The sequence below is a fragment of the Bifidobacterium sp. ESL0682 genome (assembly GCF_029392815.1).
Taxonomy (GTDB): Bacteria; Actinomycetota; Actinomycetes; order Actinomycetales; family Bifidobacteriaceae; genus Bifidobacterium.
Window position 1 is genome coordinate 900,415 of record NZ_CP113942.1, and the last position, 14,484, is coordinate 914,898.

Here is a 14,484-nt window from a genome sequence, read left to right on the forward strand (position 1 = left end):
ATGAAATACAATCGTATTTTTGGGTTGGTGATGGATTCGATCGGTACCGGCGCAGCACCCGATGCTGCGAAGTTCGGCGACGAGGGGTCCGACACCTTGGGAACCATCGGCAAGTTTTTCGATGGCAAGTTGAGGCTGCCGAATTTTGCAAGACTGGGCATCTCGAATCTGAGAGACACGCCGATCGAAGGCGTCCCCGCGGCTGAACATCCCATCGGTTGCTTCGGCAAGATGGAAGAGGTCTCGGTGAGTAAGGACAGCATGTCCGGTCACTGGGAAATGATGGGACTCCCGGTCACCCAGAAGCTGAGCTACTTCCCGAACGGTTTTCCCGATGACCTTCTCGATCCGATTTCAAAATTCTCCGGACGAAAGATCGTTGGTAACCGTCCTGAATCAGGTACGCAGATTCTTGAAGAGCTCGGCGAGCATCAGATGGAGACGGGCGACCTGATCATCTACACGTCCGGTGATTCCGTCCTGCAGATTGCAGCGCATGAAGACATTATTCCCGTTAAGGAACTCTATAGGATTTCCGAATATGCACGCAGTCTCGTCAATGGCCCGAAATACCTCGTCGGCCGCATTATCGCACGGCCGTATGTCGGCAGCGGTAAGGGGCATTTCACTCGTACTGCGAACCGTCATGACTTTACGCTCAAACCGCTGGGCGAGACCGATCTCGACAAGCTGCAGCAAGCTGGTTTCAAGACCATCGGCATCGGTAAGGTCAACGATATTTTCTCCGGAGAAGGTATCGACGAAGGCTATCACAATCAGAGCAATATGGATGGCATGGATCATCTTGACCATGTTATGACGCAGGACTTCACCGGTTTCTGCTTCACCAATCTGGTCGATTTCGATGCCATGTATGGCCACCGACGCAACCCTGAAGGCGATGGACAGGCCTTGATGGATCTGGATCGTCGTTTGGGTACAGTCATCGACAATATGCGTGACGATGATCTGCTGATGATTACGGCGGACCATGGTAACGACCCATGTTTCAAGGGAACTGACCATACCCGGGAATACGTTCCGCTGCTAGCCTACTCGCCGAGCATGAAGCACCCGCAAAGTCTCGGTACCCGCACGACCTTCTCCGATTACGGCGCCACCGTTCTCGACAATTTCGGCGTGAAAACTGATATGCCGGGCACCAGCTTCCTGTCGGAGCTCAACTGATCTCAGTCTAGGCAGCATAAACATATCGGTATCAATTTCGACGTACCATCTCGACGTTTTCAACGGAGCATGGTACGTCGGAATTGATACCAGAATTAATATTTTTAGCCACTTTCGATAAGTGGCTGATGCAAATTAAAGGAGATTTGTGATGAGCACTCACATTGATGCACAACGCGGCGATATCGCGGAAACCGTATTGATGCCCGGAGACCCGTTGCGTGCCAAGTATATTGCGGAGAACTTCCTGACTGACCCCAAGCGTTACAACACCGTGCGCAACGCGTTCGGCTACACCGGCACGTATAAGGGCAAGCCCGTTTCCGTGCAGGCCACAGGCATGGGCATTCCCTCGCTGTCGATCTACACCACCGAACTCATCAAGGACTTCGGAGTGAAGAACCTGATTCGTGTCGGATCCTGCGGGGGATTAGGCAAGGACGTCAAACTTCGCGACATCCTCATAGCTCAAAGCGCCAGCACTGATTCTTCCATCATTCACAACACCTTCGGCCAAGGTGTCTATTTCGCACCCACTGCCGATTTCGGTCTGCTTGAGGATTCTTACCAGGTGGCGAAGGCCAAGGGAATCTCGGTGAAAGTCGGCAACATTCTCTCCGAAGATCGTTTCTACGATGATGAGCTCGATATCAATAAGCTCGCCGATTACGGCATCATGGGTGCCGAGATGGAGGCTGCGGGCCTTTACCTGCTTGCCGCGAAGCACCATGTCAAGGCGTTGGCCATTTCAACCGTCAGCGATATGATTGGCACCAATGAGGGCCTGAGCGCCGAAGAGCGTGCGACCACTTTCAACGAAATGATTGAAATCTGCCTGGAGGTGGCTTATCAGCAGTCATGAGTGAGCGATACGACAAGAAGAAGCTGAAACAGAGCATCACCGCTGCCAGACTGTACTACGAGGACGGTCTCGGACAGACCGAAATTGCGCACAGTATGGGGGTTTCGAGGCCGACGGTTTCCCGACTGCTGAAGATGGCGAGGGAAACCGGGGTTCTCAAGATTGAGATTGACAATCCCTTCGTCGATGCTGGAGATCTCAACGAGCAGCTAATCGAGAAATACCATCGTGATATCTACGTTGTGCCCAACAATTACAACGGCGAGGTCTCCACATTGGCCAGTATCGGTGCTTATACCGCGCAATATCTGATGCAGTTGATCAAGCCTGGTGACATTATCGGCTTGGGATGGGGCAAAACGATTCATTCTGTCACTACCCATTTGGATAGGCATCCGGTAGAGGATACTACGGTCGTTCAGCTCAAGGGCGGCATCAATATCCGCTATCAGGACACGTATGCTGATGAAAGTGTCACTGAACTGGCTTCGGCTTTGGGCGCGACTGTGCATTTCCTTCCCTTGCCACCGTTTTTCGACAGTAAGGTGACCAAGGAAATCGTGGAACGTGATCGCTTCATCAAGCAGACGCTCGAGCTTGGCAAAAAGGCCAATATCGCCCTTTACAGCGTCGGCACCGTGCGCAACGATGCGTTGCTGTTTCAGCTTGGATATTTCAATGCAAAGCAAAAAGCCGCGTTGAAGCAGACTGCCGTAGGCGATGCTGTGTCGCGTTTTATCGATAAGGACGGCAAGATCGTCAATGAGGATTTGAACGATCGGACCGTCGGAATCGGGCTGGCGGACCTAAAGAACAAGGAACACTCGATTGTGGTGGCTGCCGGGATTCTCAAGGCTCCTGTCATCCACGCGGTGATGAAGGCTGGGTATGCCAATGAATTCATCGTCGATCAGGCGATAGCCCAGGAATTATTAACTTATGAAGATTGAGGTGTGGTAACGATGCGAATGGTTGATGTTATCGACAAGAAAAGGAACGGCGGAGAGCTGAGCGACGAGGAGATCAAATTCTTCGTCGACGGTGTGGTCAGCGGGGAGATTCCCGATTACCAGACCAGCGCCCTGTTGATGTCGATTTATTTCAAGGATATGAACGATCACGAGCGCTCCCAGCTTACGCTGGACATGATGAACTCGGGTGACCGACTTGACCTTTCGAGTATTCCGGGCATCAAGGTGGACAAGCATTCTACCGGAGGGGTCGGCGATAAAGTGAGCCTGCCACTCGCTGCCATGGTAGCGGCTACCGGCATTCCTGTCCCGATGATTTCAGGGCGCGGTCTGGGCCACACCGGCGGAACGCTTGACAAGCTTGAAGCCATCCCGGGTTATCAGGTCGAAATCAGTGAAGAGGACTTCATCGATCAGGTCAAGCGCGAAAAGCTGGCGATTATCGGCGCGACGGGCAACATCGCTCCTGCGGACAAGAAAATATATGCTTTGCGTGACGTCACGGACACGGTTGATTCGATTCCGCTGATCGCCAGCTCCATCATGAGTAAGAAGATCGCCTCCGGCACCGACGCTTTGGTCATCGATGTCAAAACCGGGGCCGGTGCGTTCATGAAGACACTGCCGGAGTCTGAGGAACTGGCGAAGGCTTTGGTCGAGATCGGCAAGGGTGTCGGCATGCAATGCATGGCCGTCATCTCGGACATGAACCAGCCGCTGGGCCGCAAGGTCGGCAACACCCTCGAGATTGAGGAGACTCTCGACACCCTGAAAGGCAAAGGTCCCAAGGACCTGCTTGAGCTGGTGCTCACTCTGGGCAGTTACATGGTCGTTCTGGGCAAGAAAGCGGACAACGAAGACGAAGCGCGAGCCATGCTCGAGAAGACCATCGAAGATGGTTCGGCGCTTGACCGATTCCGTGCCATGGTCGTCGCCCAAGGCGGCGACGGACGAGTCATCGACGATTACAGCATCATGCCTCACGCGAAATACCGCATCGAATTGCCGGCCAAGAGCAGCGGCTATGTTTCGCAGATGCTTGCCGATGAGGTCGGCATCGCCAGCATGAAGCTCGGCGGCGGACGTGAGAAGGCCGATGACAAGCTCAATTACGGTGTCGGCATTGAGCTCAACAAGAAGGTCGGCGATCAGGTTGAGCAAGGGGAATCCTTGCTGACTATCTGCAGCGACCGTGAGGATGTCGACGACATCAAGGAACTGTTGTATAGCTGCATCAAGATCGGCGACAAGGCCGAACCTTATCCGATGATTTACAAGATCATCAAGTAGTAATCTCGGTTTGATTCGTAGTAGCGTGTGCCTTGTCCATCTCGACGGGGCACACGTCCATAGTCTGCGAGTAAAATGATGGTTTGTGTCTGCCATGAGGTGGGCATTATCTGGAGTCTTAGCCCATCAGTGGGTCGGCGATGTGTTCGGCAAAACGAGGATATCGTTGGCGCTTGGCGCCTTGAAGCACTGGAGAGGCCCGGCTCAGCGCGGTTTCGCATGATTCCGCGTTCCGTTCAGATAACGACAGAATACAAAGGAACAACAGAATGACTAACATTCAGCGTTCTCGCCGTCAGGTGCGTCTTTCGCGTGCCCTCGGCATCGCACTGACCCCTAAGGCTCAGCGCATCTTCGAGAAGCGTCCGTACGCTCCTGGTGAGCATGGCCGCACGCGTCGTCGCACCGAATCCGATTACGCGGTTCGTCTGCGCGAGAAGCAGCGTCTGCGCGCTCAGTACGGCGTCTCCGAGAAGCAGCTTCGTGCAGCTTATGAAAAGGGCACCCACACCAAGGGCCAGACCGGCGATGCAATGCTCGTCGATCTCGAGACTCGTCTCGACGCTCTGGTGCTTCGCGCAGGCTTCGCCCGCACGACCGCTCAGGCACGTCAGTATGTCGTGCACCGTCACATCATGGTCGACGGCAACGTGGTGGACCGTCCGTCCTACCGTGTCAAGCCCGGCCAGACCATTCAGGTTCGTCCGAAGAGCCAGACCATGGTTCCCTTCCAGATTGCCGCTGAAGGCGTGCACCGCGATGTGCTGCCCGCAGTCCCCGGATACCTGGACGTCAACCTGCCTTCGCTCAAGGCGACTCTCACCCGTAAGCCGGAAACCAAAGAGATTCCGGTCGAGGTCAACATTCAGTACGTCGTCGAGTTCTACGCTCGCTGATTTCTGAATCCCATTCCTTTTAGGACATACCGCAAGGGCCCTGTGAGTTTCAAGCTCACAGGGCCCTTGGCGTTGTCGGGTTGAATTGTTCAAACTTGCCAATGACAGCATCGACGAGTCTTTAGAACCCGTCTTCGAAGAACTCGAGCAGGTCGTTCATCGTCAGTTTCTTTTTTCTTCGGCGTTGAGGTCGCGAACGATCTGGCCCTTTTGCAGCACGATGAGACGGTTGCCGTATTTCAGGGCATCATCAAGGCGGTGCGTGATCATCAAGCAGGTCAGTTGCTGCTCGGCGATGGTGCTTGCGGTGATAGCCATGAGCTGTTTGGAGGTCTTCGGGTCGAGGGCAGCGGTGTGCTCATCAAGCAGCAGCAGGTCTGGCTTGGTGATGGTAGCCATGATCAGGCTCAACGCCTGACGCTGCCCGCCGGAAAGATTGCCGGCAGGAGTGTCAAGGTGCTCTTCAAGCCCGTTGCCGATGCCCTTACACAGTTCATAGAACCGGTCATGGTTGGCCGCCATCTCACGCATTTTGAACCGGCGGGGCAGTCCGCGTCTGGTGGCGAGCAACAGATTTTCTGCAACGGTCATGCGTGGGGCAGTGCCCATCTTCGGATCCTGAAAGACGCGGGCGATGTATTTTGCTCGGGCTTCCTGTGAAGTCGAGGTGACGTCTTCGCCGTTGAGCAGCACACGTCCTTGAGTTGGGTGGAGGCCACCGGCGATGATGTTGAACAAGGTACTCTTGCCTGCACCGTTGCCACCGAGCACGGTGATGAAATCGCCGGGTTTCACCGCAAGGTTGGCATCGGTCAGAATCTCCTTGGTGTCGTCCATTCCGTTGTCGACTCTCACCGAGCAGTGCTCGATTGCGAGGCGGATATCCGTCGGATTGGTGACTGCTTGGGTTTCGGTCTCGCTGGCGGTCAAGGCAGCGTCCGTTTCATTCGGTTTGGTCATGGTCTTGCCTTTCATGCTTCTGCCTTTCCGCTGGATTCCACGACGTCGTTCTTCTTGAAGTATTTTTCAAATCCCGTGGTCAGATGCAACGCTCTCTTGAATTGGGGGATAAGCATGCACAAGGAAAGCACGACGGCCGAGAAGAACTTCAGGTATGTGGTGTCGAAACCGAGGCGGATAACCAGCAAAATAAGGAGCTGATAGATGATGCTGCCGACCACGGTGGCAAGCATGCGCTGGAAGAAGGAGAGCTCGCCGAAGAGGACCTCGCCGATGATGATGGAGGAGAGGCCGATGACGATGGTGCCTACGCCCTTGCTCACATCGGCATAGCCGTCATGCTGGGAGATGAGTGCGCCGGAAAGCGCGATCAGGCCATTGAAAGCATGAGCCCGACGTTGGTCATACGTTCGGTGTGGATGCCAAGTGATTTGGCCATGGATTCGTTGTCACCGGTGGCGATGTAGGCCTGTCCGAACTCAGTGTTGAAGAACAGGGACATCAATCCGATGACGATGGTGACGGCCAACAGTCCGATAAAGACGGTGTCGTAGTTTTCCGGAAGATTCAGCGGCTGGAAAACATCCTGTATTTTCGGCATGTTCAGCAGGGAGAGGTTCGGCGATTTCATGATGAAGAGCATCACGGAGTTCAATGCGGACATCACCAGAATGCCGGCGAGGACCACGGGAATCTTTCCTTTTGTATAGAGCAGGCCGGTCACCAGTCCTGCGCACATGCCGGCCAGAACGCCGAGCAGTGTAGCGAGGAAGGGATTGACGCCCATCGTAATCGCCGCGACGCACACCGCGCCTCCCAGGGGGAACGAGCCTTCAGTGGTCATATCGGGGAAGCCGAGAATGCGGTAGGTCATGAAGATGCCGAGACCGAGCATGCTCCACAGCATGCCCTGGCCGATTGATGAGATGATCATTTGTTGCTGCCTTCCTCTCCAACGATCTTCGCGTTCTTCATCACCGAGTCGGGCACGGTGATGCCGTTGAGATCTGCTTCCTTCTTATTGATATAGACGTCGCCGCCGTTAAACACATACACGGGCGTGGTGGCGGTCTTGGTTTTGCCGCTCAACACATCGGCCATCATTTCCCCGGTTTTCAGGCCGAAATCGTACTGGCTTGGAGCGATGGTAGCGACGGCTCCTTGCTTGACCATGGTATCGGCGGCCACGATAACCGGTTCGTGCTTCTTGTTAGCTTCCTGCGTCACGGTGGGCATGGCATTGGCGATGGCGTTGTCGTTGGGGATGAAGATGAAGTCGACCTGATCGCTCATGATCTGCACGGTCTGGGCGATTTCGTTGCTGCTGGGCACCGCGAAACGCTTGGTCTGCAAGCCCATCTTCTTGGCAATGGCGTCGGCATGCTCGACCTGTGATTTCGCGTTGACCTCATCGGAGTTATAGAGAAAACCGACCGATTTTGCCTTCGGCAGGAGCTTTTGGGCCAGTTCCAGCTGCGCCTTGAGCGGCGGGACGTTGGAGACACCGGTGATGTTGCCGCCCGGGTGTTTGAGGTCCTTGACCACGCCTGCTGCGATCGGATCGGTGACCGCGCCGAGCATGATCGGAATGTCTTTGGTGGTGTTGGCCAATGCCTGCGTGGCGCCGGTGGCGATGCCGCAAAGGGCATCAGGCTTCTTGTTAACCAGCTGTTGGCTCATGGTGGCGAGCTTGCTCTGGTCGCCTTCGCCGTTCATGCTGGTGATTTCGAGGTTCTTGCCTTCGATGTAGCCGCCTTTTTGAGGCCGTCGATGACACCTTGGTGGATCTGGTCAAGCGCCGGATGGCTCATGGTCTGCAGGATGCCGACCTTTTTGGTTCCCTGTGTTTGTGCAGTGGCGGTCGTATTGGTCGCGGTGCTCTTCACACTGTGCTCGCCGACGAAATACATGACGACCCCGACGACGACCACGGCCACCGCTGTGACCGCAGCGGTCACTACGGTGCTTGGTGAACGATGTTCTTTTTCGGACATGGTGATTTACTCTGATCTTTTTAACGATTGGTTGTATTTAAGGTTTGTCTAATACAGACTGTTATCAACGTATAGCGGCGAAGTTGATTACTTATTCTTGCCGGCATCGGTGGTGACGATCTTAGCGTTCTTCATCAGCTTTTCGGGCACATTGATGCCAAGTCGTTGCACCTGATCTTTGTTGATAATCGTGTCGCCGGTCGTAAACGTGTAAACGGGTGTTGTCGCCGGTTTGCTCTTGCCTTTAAGGATGTTCGCGGCCATCTTGCCGGTCTGGATTCCCAGCTGGTACTGGTTGACGCCGATGGTGGCGAGCCCTCCCTGCGTGACCATAGTGTCCACCGAAGTGATGACCGGCTTCTTCTGCTTGTTGGCCTCTTCGGTGACGGTGGGCATGGCGTTGGCGATGGTGTTGTCCAGCGGAATGTAGATGAAATCAACCTGGCTGCTCATTACCTGCACGGTCTGGGCGATCTCGTTGCTGGATGGCACCGCGAATTTCTTGACCTTGAGACCGAGCTGCGTGGCGGCCTTGGCGGCCGTGTCAACCTGCGACTTGGAATTGTCCTCGGTGGAGGAGTAGAGCATGCCAACGGTTTTGGCGTGAGGCATCAGTTCTTTGCCGAGCTTGATTTCCGAAGCCACGGGAGGCTGGTCGGAGACACCGGTGATGTTTTTGCCAGGAGTCTTCATGTCACGAACCAATCCTGCGGCCACGGGGTCGGTGACAGCGCCGAGCACAATCGGAGTGGTACTGGTGGCATTGGCCAGCGCCTGTGCGGCCGGCGTGGCGATGCCGACCAATACGTCAGCCTTCTTGTTGACGAGCTGCTCGCTCATCGTGGCGAGCTTGCTCTGGTCGGCCTGTCCGTTCTGGTCGATGATCTGGATGTTCTTGCCGTCGACGAATCCTTCTTTTTCAGCTCGTCGACCACACCCTTGTGAATCTGGTTCAGCGCCGGATGGCTGACATATTGGAGGATGCCTACGCGTTTCATGGTCGTTTGCTGCGATGTACTTGCGGCGTTGTTCCCGCCTAGGGCGTGACGCCTGCCAAGTTGGTAGGTAAAACCTCCGACAAGGATGAGTACGATGACGATGATGGTCGCCGTCAAGGCCTTTCCGTGCGAGGCTTGGTGATTTTCATTGTTCATAGCGTTTCTGTTACTCTTTCGATTGACTTAAAGCCATACCAAGCGAGGTATGTTATCAGCGCTGGAACAACTGCGGATACAGACACAAAATACTGCAATTTCCGGAACAACCGAACAGACAAAATGATGCAGTGATTGCACACAAAACAAATGACGCCATGGCAAGGCTCGATATTAAATTCTGGTTTACCTAACTTCTTATGTTAGCTACGCCAGCCACGCCAAACGAAATGCAACAGGAGCCGAGATGCTGAGATCATACTGGCTGCTCCTTTCATACATTTCAAAACACTTTTAAACATAGAGGAAGGCGTGGAAAATGACAAAACCGTCATTCATATTATGAGATATAAAGCTGTGCGATAATGGAGCTATGTTGTTGCATCTTCATCTGGTCCGCCATGGGCAGACCTATTTCAACCGTTATAACCGTCTGCAGGGCTGGTCGAATTCGCCGTTGACCGAGTCCGGCATTGCCGATGCCGACAAGGCCGGAACAAAACTCAAGAATTTCGATTTTGCCGCCGCCTATTGTTCCGACACGACGCGTGCTGAACAGACCGCTGCCCGTATCCTCGATATCAACGAGCAAGCTGGTCACTCCCACCCGAAGCTTGTCGCCGACATGCATTTCCGCGAGCAGTTCTACGGGTATTTCGAAGGTCAGGACATGAATATGGCCTGGTGGGCCGCTGGCGCCCCGCATGGTGCCAAAACCTATAACCAGATTGTCGAGCAATACGGACTCAAGGGGACCAGAGATTTTTTGAAGGAAGCCGACCCCTTCCACGACGCCGAAAGCGACGATGAATACTGGAAGCGTGTCGAGGGTGGGTTTGCTCTGATTGCCGCGAATCCCGATCTCAAGGATGGTGACGATGTTCTTCAGATCTCGCACGGCAACACGCTACTGAGCCTGATGCATCGCTTTGCCGGGTCGGGTTATGACCTTTCCGAGCGACCGGCGAACGGCAGCGTCACCTCATTGGATTTCGATACCACCAAGCCGATGGAAACTGCGGTGACGGTCGTCTCTTACAATCAATGATTCATTGCCCCAGCGTCGCGGGCGTTGGGTAATCTGGGAATTCATTGTGTCTGAAATGTCAATGGACTTCATCGGAAAGAGGCTTACATGAGTATTGGAGACATTGCAGGGCTTATCGCCGCCATAGCGTTTGCTGTGCTGGCCGGGTTCCTGATTTATCCGCTCATCAGGCTGGGCAAGCTCTTCGATCAGCTCGCACAGACCGTCAAGGATTCCGGAGACCATGCCATTCCGGCGTTGGACGAAGGTGTGACCACGGTGCGTCAGGTCAACAAGTCGCTCGAGGACGTCAACAAGATTTCCTCGGCCGCTTCCACTACCGCCGGCAACATCGGCGCACTGACCGATCTTTATGGCTCGTTCCTCGGCAAGCCGGTCATCAAGCTGGCCTCGTCGTTCTATGCCCTGAAATCCACCGCCCAAAGTTTCATGCGTCAGAAAGCTGCGGCTCCTGCAGGCAATATGGGCAAGAGCAAGGTTCCGACAGCTAAGACGAAGAGTGGCAGGGAGTAACGATGGTCAAACGTATTTTCTGGGTATCGCTTGGTGTGGTCATCGGTGTGGTGGCAGTCTCGAAGGCTGAGGCCTATGTCCGCGCCAATACTCCCGACAAAGCCCGACAGTTCGTACTTGGCCCCGATCAGGACCACGTTATGGAGCGCTCGTTGCGTGGCCTGTTCGACGAGTTCAATGCCACTCGCGTTGCTCGTGAAGAGGAACTTAACGCCCAATATGCCGACAAACTCAGCTGATTGTCCTGTCGTTGACTTGGGCAGCAGGTCTTCTTTCGTTTTGTCTGCTATCTGAATCGTATCGGATAAGACATAATCATTGACAATGATTGCGAATTAGGTTTGTACAAGAATAGGGAATTGAGTATTCGGTTCCTGACAATTATTTTTTAATGTGATAAGTAGAATCGCAACAATTTCGTTGCGAACGTAACAAGGAGCAGCAGCAAGCATGCGCACCTCTGAAATCGCCAGTAGGTTCCAACATTATTTTGAGAAGCAGGGCCATCTGGTCCTTCCCTCGGCATCGTTGATTTCTCCGAACCCCACAACGTTGTTCACCATCGCCGGCATGGTTCCCTTTATTCCGTATTTGCTCGGCGAGCAGACCCCACCGAGCAAGCGTGTGACCTCCAACCAGAAGTGCGTGCGCACGTTGGACATCGACGAGGTCGGCAAGACCACCCGTCACGGCACCTTCTTCCAGATGCTCGGCAACTTCTCCTTCGGTGATTATTTCAAGGCCGAAGCCATCCATTACGCCTGGGATTTGCTGACCACTCCGCAAGACAAGGGCGGCCTGGGCTTCGACCCTGAGACCCTGTGGGTCACCACCTACACCGATGACGATGAGGCACGCTCACTGTGGGTCAATGAGGGCATGGATCCCGAGCACATGGAAATCCTCGGCATGGAAGACAACTTCTGGACCACAGGCGGCCCTGGCCCTGGCGGCCCCTGCTCCGAGATCTACGTCGATCGCGGCCCGAAGTACGGCAAGGAAGGCGGCCCCAGCGCCGACGACAACCGTTACATCGAGATCTGGGATCTCGTTTTCGAGAACTACGCCGTCGACAACGTCAAGTCCAAGACCGACCTGCACATCGTCGGCGAGCTCGAGCACAAGAACATCGATACCGGTGCCGGCCTCGAGCGCGTGGCCTATCTGCTGCAAGGCAAGCAGAACATCTACGAGACCGACGAGATTTATCCGGTCATCGAAGCCGCTGAGAAGATTTCTGGTCACAAGTACGGCGAGGATGAGCAATCCGATGTCCGCTTCCGCGTGGTGGCCGATCACGTGCGTTCCGCACTGATGATTATGAGTGACGGTGTACGTCCGAGCAACGTCGGCCGTGGCTATGTGCTGCGCCGTCTGCTGCGTCGTACCGTCCGCTCGATGAAGATGCTCGGTGTCAACGAGCCCGTGCTGCCTACGCTTTTCCCGGTTTCCAAGGACGCGATGGTGCCCAGCTATCCGGAATTGAACGACACGTTCCATGACGTTTCCGAAGCCGCTTACGGTGAGGAGGATGCGTTCCGTCGCACGCTCGAAAACGGCACGACCATCCTTGATACGGCCGTCAAGAAAGCCAAGAAGTCAGGCAACGACGAGGTCTCCGGGAAGGATGCCTTCACTCTGCACGACACCTACGGCTTCCCGATTGAGCTGACCCGTGAGATGGCCGGCGAGCAAGGTGTCAAGGTCGACGACAAGGGCTTCCAGGAGCTGATGGACGAGCAGAAGTCCCGTGCCCGCGCCGATGCTCTGAAGAAGCGCCACAACGTTGATGTCAGCGTCTATGACGACTTCAAGAAGACTCTCAAGAAGCCGATTGAATTCCTCGGCTACACGGACCATTCCAGCCGCTCCACCATTCTCGGCATTTTCGAGGAAGGCAAGGGCAGCGTCCAGAGCGTCGAAGGCCCAGCCAATGTCGAGATCGTGCTCGACCGTACCCCGTTCTATGCAGAGCAGGGCGGACAGCAGGCCGACGAAGGCGAGATGATTTCTGACGATGGCGCTGTGCTGGAGATTGATGATGTACAGAAGCCGATCAAGGATCTGATCGTACACAGCTGCAGGCTTACCGAAGGCAAGCTCAGCGTCGGCGAGAAAGTCAACGCCACCATCGATGAGGAACGTCGTCGTGGTTTGGCGCGTTCCCATACCGCCACGCACATGTTGCACAAAGCGCTGCGTGAGGTGCTCGGAGAACAGGCGACCCAGCGCGGTTCGCTTGTGGCACCCGATTATCTGCACTTTGATTTCCAGTGGCCGACCGCCATGACTCGTGAGGAGATCGATCAGGTCGAGGCTCGCGTTGTTGAACGAGCTTGTGACGACCTGCCGGTCACCATGGAGGAAATGGACTATAAGGAAGCCATCAAGCTTGGATCCATGCATCTCTTTGGCGAGAAATATGGTGACCGTGTGCGTGTGGTGACCATCGGTGAAGACGCTTGGAGCCGTGAGCTCTGTGGAGGTACGCACCTCAACGCTACCGGTAAAATCGGCGAGTTTGTCATCACTTCCGAGTCTTCGGTCGGCTCGGGTGTTCGTCGTATCGAAGCGTTCATGGGTAAGAAGGCCTATGAATTCAACGACAAACAGCATAAGACCGTTTCAGGCTTGGCCGATGAGCTCAAGGTTCGTCCAGAGGAGTTGCGCGATCGCGTGCTCGCTCTTGAAGACAAGGTCAAGGAAGCCGATCAGCGTCTCAATGCACTCTACGAATCCCAGCTTGAGGCAGCAGTGCCGGCGTTGATCGAGCAGGCGGAAGCCGACGCCGATGCTCCGGTCGAACTGGTGGCTTCGAATGTCGGTCATTTTGGGTCCTTTGATGCGCTGCGCAAGACCGTGATGGACCTGCGCGCCAAGCTCGGTGACGCGAAATCTGCGGTTATCGCACTTTCCGGCGTCAACGAGGAAGGCAAGCCGATGGTCGCGGTGGCTACCAACGACAATGCACGCAAGGCCGGCTTCAAGGCCGGTGACCTTGTTCGCGTAGCTTCCAAGGTGCTCGGCGGCGGTGGCGGCGGCAAGCCGGACTTCGCCCAGGGCGGCGGTGCTGATGCATCCAAGATCGACGAGGCGCTGAAGGCCCTTCGTCAGGCAGTTCGCAAGGACTGAAACCAGAATGACATGGTTGGGCGTGGATTTGGGAGACGCCAGGGTCGGCTTGGCTTTAAGCGACCCTGAGCTCTCCTTCGCTCACCCTGAAGGCAATATTCAGGCCAATGGCGATTCATTTCGTGCGCTCGATGAGGTGGTGGACTTCATCGATGACCATACCGATATCGATACCGTGGTTATTGGCTTGCCGCTTCTTCTGAGCGGTGAACCAGGGAAAAGCGCCAAAAAAGCCAAACGATGGGCTGCAAATCTCGCCAAAAGACTTGAAATTGCCGTTCAGAGCGAGGATTATACGATCGACAAGGTTCCTGAGATAGTACTTCAGGACGAGCGTCTCACCACAGTGAGCGCTCACCATCAGCTGAGCCAAGCCAGTGTGCAGAGCAGAAATCATAGGCCAGTAGTTGATCAGCAGTCGGCGGTCGTCATCCTGCAGTCAGCTTTGGACAAGCGTAACTAACCAACCGAGATCA

General features: G+C 55.0%; 17 protein-coding genes. 10 read left to right on the top strand and 7 right to left on the bottom strand.

Going from position 1 to position 14,484, the window contains the following annotated elements:
* From OZX57_RS03795 to rpsD, 5 genes are all read left to right on the top strand, one after another.
* Entirely contained in the window at nt 1-1,188 is a 1,188-nt protein-coding gene (locus tag OZX57_RS03795; protein WP_277162775.1) for a phosphopentomutase, read from the top strand.
* A gap of 151 nt (nt 1,189-1,339) precedes the next feature.
* Nucleotides 1,340-2,050 carry a purine-nucleoside phosphorylase gene (gene deoD, locus OZX57_RS03800; RefSeq protein ID WP_277162776.1) on the top strand — a complete coding sequence of 237 codons (711 nt, stop codon included), beginning with the start codon at nt 1,340-1,342 and terminating at the stop codon, nt 2,048-2,050.
* Nucleotides 2,047-3,000: a sugar-binding transcriptional regulator gene (locus OZX57_RS03805; RefSeq protein WP_277162777.1), complete on the top strand. Its 954-nt coding sequence runs from the start codon at nt 2,047-2,049 to the stop codon at nt 2,998-3,000. The genes deoD and OZX57_RS03805 overlap by 4 nt, the downstream gene beginning before the upstream one ends.
* 12 nt (nt 3,001-3,012) lie before the next feature.
* Nucleotides 3,013-4,311: a pyrimidine-nucleoside phosphorylase gene (locus OZX57_RS03810; protein ID WP_277162778.1), complete on the top strand. Its 1,299-nt coding sequence runs from the start codon at nt 3,013-3,015 to the stop codon at nt 4,309-4,311.
* Between the two features lie 269 nt (nt 4,312-4,580).
* Nucleotides 4,581-5,207 carry a 30S ribosomal protein S4 gene (rpsD, locus tag OZX57_RS03815; RefSeq protein WP_277162779.1) on the top strand — a complete coding sequence of 209 codons (627 nt, stop codon included), beginning with the start codon at nt 4,581-4,583 and terminating at the stop codon, nt 5,205-5,207.
* 162 nt (nt 5,208-5,369) lie between these two features.
* On the opposite strand, the gene OZX57_RS03820 is transcribed toward rpsD, so the two are convergent.
* The 7 genes from OZX57_RS03820 to OZX57_RS03850 form a co-directional block, all read right to left on the bottom strand.
* Nucleotides 5,370-6,167: an ATP-binding cassette domain-containing protein gene (locus tag OZX57_RS03820; protein ID WP_277162780.1), complete on the bottom strand. Its 798-nt coding sequence runs from the start codon at nt 6,165-6,167 to the stop codon at nt 5,370-5,372.
* An 11-nt stretch (nt 6,168-6,178) separates the two neighbouring features.
* A complete protein-coding gene (locus tag OZX57_RS03825) occupies nt 6,179-6,490 on the bottom strand; it encodes a hypothetical protein (RefSeq protein WP_277162781.1) in 312 nt (103 codons plus the stop codon).
* A 47-nt stretch (nt 6,491-6,537) separates the two neighbouring features.
* Nucleotides 6,538-7,101: a hypothetical protein gene (locus OZX57_RS03830; RefSeq protein ID WP_277162782.1), complete on the bottom strand. Its 564-nt coding sequence runs from the start codon at nt 7,099-7,101 to the stop codon at nt 6,538-6,540.
* The gene (locus OZX57_RS03835; protein WP_277162783.1) at nt 7,098-7,883 is read right to left on the bottom strand and encodes an ABC transporter substrate-binding protein; all 786 of its coding nucleotides are present in this window, start codon (nt 7,881-7,883) and stop codon (nt 7,098-7,100) included. Before OZX57_RS03835 ends, OZX57_RS03830 begins: the two co-directional genes overlap by 4 nt.
* A complete protein-coding gene (locus OZX57_RS03840) occupies nt 7,880-8,161 on the bottom strand; it encodes a hypothetical protein (RefSeq protein ID WP_277162784.1) in 282 nt (93 codons plus the stop codon). The genes OZX57_RS03835 and OZX57_RS03840 overlap by 4 nt, the downstream gene beginning before the upstream one ends.
* 87 nt (nt 8,162-8,248) lie before the next feature.
* Nucleotides 8,249-9,052 (bottom strand): ABC transporter substrate-binding protein, encoded by an 804-nt coding sequence (locus OZX57_RS03845; protein ID WP_348637179.1) that lies wholly within the window; start codon nt 9,050-9,052, stop codon nt 8,249-8,251.
* Nucleotides 8,998-9,315, bottom strand: a complete 318-nt coding sequence (locus OZX57_RS03850; RefSeq protein WP_277162785.1) for a hypothetical protein — start codon at nt 9,313-9,315, stop codon at nt 8,998-9,000. Before OZX57_RS03850 ends, OZX57_RS03845 begins: the two co-directional genes overlap by 55 nt.
* A 373-nt stretch (nt 9,316-9,688) precedes the next feature.
* Here OZX57_RS03850 and OZX57_RS03855 point away from each other — a divergent pair, with 373 nt between their 5' ends.
* The 5 genes from OZX57_RS03855 to ruvX all read left to right on the top strand — a co-directional run bounded on the left by OZX57_RS03855 (nt 9,689) and on the right by ruvX (nt 14,471).
* Nucleotides 9,689-10,363: a histidine phosphatase family protein gene (locus tag OZX57_RS03855; protein ID WP_277162786.1), complete on the top strand. Its 675-nt coding sequence runs from the start codon at nt 9,689-9,691 to the stop codon at nt 10,361-10,363.
* Nucleotides 10,364-10,450: 87 nt separating this feature from the next.
* Nucleotides 10,451-10,876: a DUF948 domain-containing protein gene (locus OZX57_RS03860; RefSeq protein ID WP_277162787.1), complete on the top strand. Its 426-nt coding sequence runs from the start codon at nt 10,451-10,453 to the stop codon at nt 10,874-10,876.
* Between the two features lie 2 nt (nt 10,877-10,878).
* Nucleotides 10,879-11,115: a hypothetical protein gene (locus OZX57_RS03865; RefSeq protein WP_277162788.1), complete on the top strand. Its 237-nt coding sequence runs from the start codon at nt 10,879-10,881 to the stop codon at nt 11,113-11,115.
* A 211-nt stretch (nt 11,116-11,326) separates the two neighbouring features.
* On the top strand, nt 11,327-14,008 hold the full coding sequence (alaS, locus tag OZX57_RS03870) for an alanine--tRNA ligase (protein WP_277162789.1): 2,682 nt from the start codon (nt 11,327-11,329) through the stop codon (nt 14,006-14,008).
* Nucleotides 14,009-14,015: 7 nt separating this feature from the next.
* On the top strand, nt 14,016-14,471 hold the full coding sequence (gene ruvX / locus OZX57_RS03875; protein WP_277162790.1) for a Holliday junction resolvase RuvX: 456 nt from the start codon (nt 14,016-14,018) through the stop codon (nt 14,469-14,471).
* Nucleotides 14,472-14,484: the final 13 nt, after the last annotated feature.

What these genes read in the sequence shown, in the direction of transcription:
- OZX57_RS03855 (WP_277162786.1), top strand. Translation starts at nt 9,689, where the DNA reads ATGTTGTTGCATCTTCATCTGGTCCGCCATGGGCAGACCTATTTCAAC.
- ruvX (WP_277162790.1), top strand. Translation starts at nt 14,016, where the DNA reads ATGACATGGTTGGGCGTGGATTTGGGAGACGCCAGGGTCGGCTTGGCT.
- alaS (WP_277162789.1), top strand. Translation starts at nt 11,327, where the DNA reads ATGCGCACCTCTGAAATCGCCAGTAGGTTCCAACATTATTTTGAGAAG.
- rpsD (WP_277162779.1), top strand. Translation starts at nt 4,581, where the DNA reads ATGACTAACATTCAGCGTTCTCGCCGTCAGGTGCGTCTTTCGCGTGCC.
- OZX57_RS03830 (WP_277162782.1), bottom strand. Translation starts at nt 7,101, where the DNA reads ATGATCATCTCATCAATCGGCCAGGGCATGCTGTGGAGCATGCTCGGT.
- deoD (WP_277162776.1), top strand. Translation starts at nt 1,340, where the DNA reads ATGAGCACTCACATTGATGCACAACGCGGCGATATCGCGGAAACCGTA.
- OZX57_RS03805 (WP_277162777.1), top strand. Translation starts at nt 2,047, where the DNA reads ATGAGTGAGCGATACGACAAGAAGAAGCTGAAACAGAGCATCACCGCT.
- OZX57_RS03850 (WP_277162785.1), bottom strand. Translation starts at nt 9,315, where the DNA reads ATGAACAATGAAAATCACCAAGCCTCGCACGGAAAGGCCTTGACGGCG.
- OZX57_RS03865 (WP_277162788.1), top strand. Translation starts at nt 10,879, where the DNA reads ATGGTCAAACGTATTTTCTGGGTATCGCTTGGTGTGGTCATCGGTGTG.
- OZX57_RS03795 (WP_277162775.1), top strand. Translation starts at nt 1, where the DNA reads ATGAAATACAATCGTATTTTTGGGTTGGTGATGGATTCGATCGGTACC.
- OZX57_RS03840 (WP_277162784.1), bottom strand. Translation starts at nt 8,161, where the DNA reads ATGTCCGAAAAAGAACATCGTTCACCAAGCACCGTAGTGACCGCTGCG.
- OZX57_RS03835 (WP_277162783.1), bottom strand. Translation starts at nt 7,883, where the DNA reads ATGAACGGCGAAGGCGACCAGAGCAAGCTCGCCACCATGAGCCAACAG.
- OZX57_RS03820 (WP_277162780.1), bottom strand. Translation starts at nt 6,167, where the DNA reads ATGACCAAACCGAATGAAACGGACGCTGCCTTGACCGCCAGCGAGACC.
- OZX57_RS03860 (WP_277162787.1), top strand. Translation starts at nt 10,451, where the DNA reads ATGAGTATTGGAGACATTGCAGGGCTTATCGCCGCCATAGCGTTTGCT.
- OZX57_RS03810 (WP_277162778.1), top strand. Translation starts at nt 3,013, where the DNA reads ATGCGAATGGTTGATGTTATCGACAAGAAAAGGAACGGCGGAGAGCTG.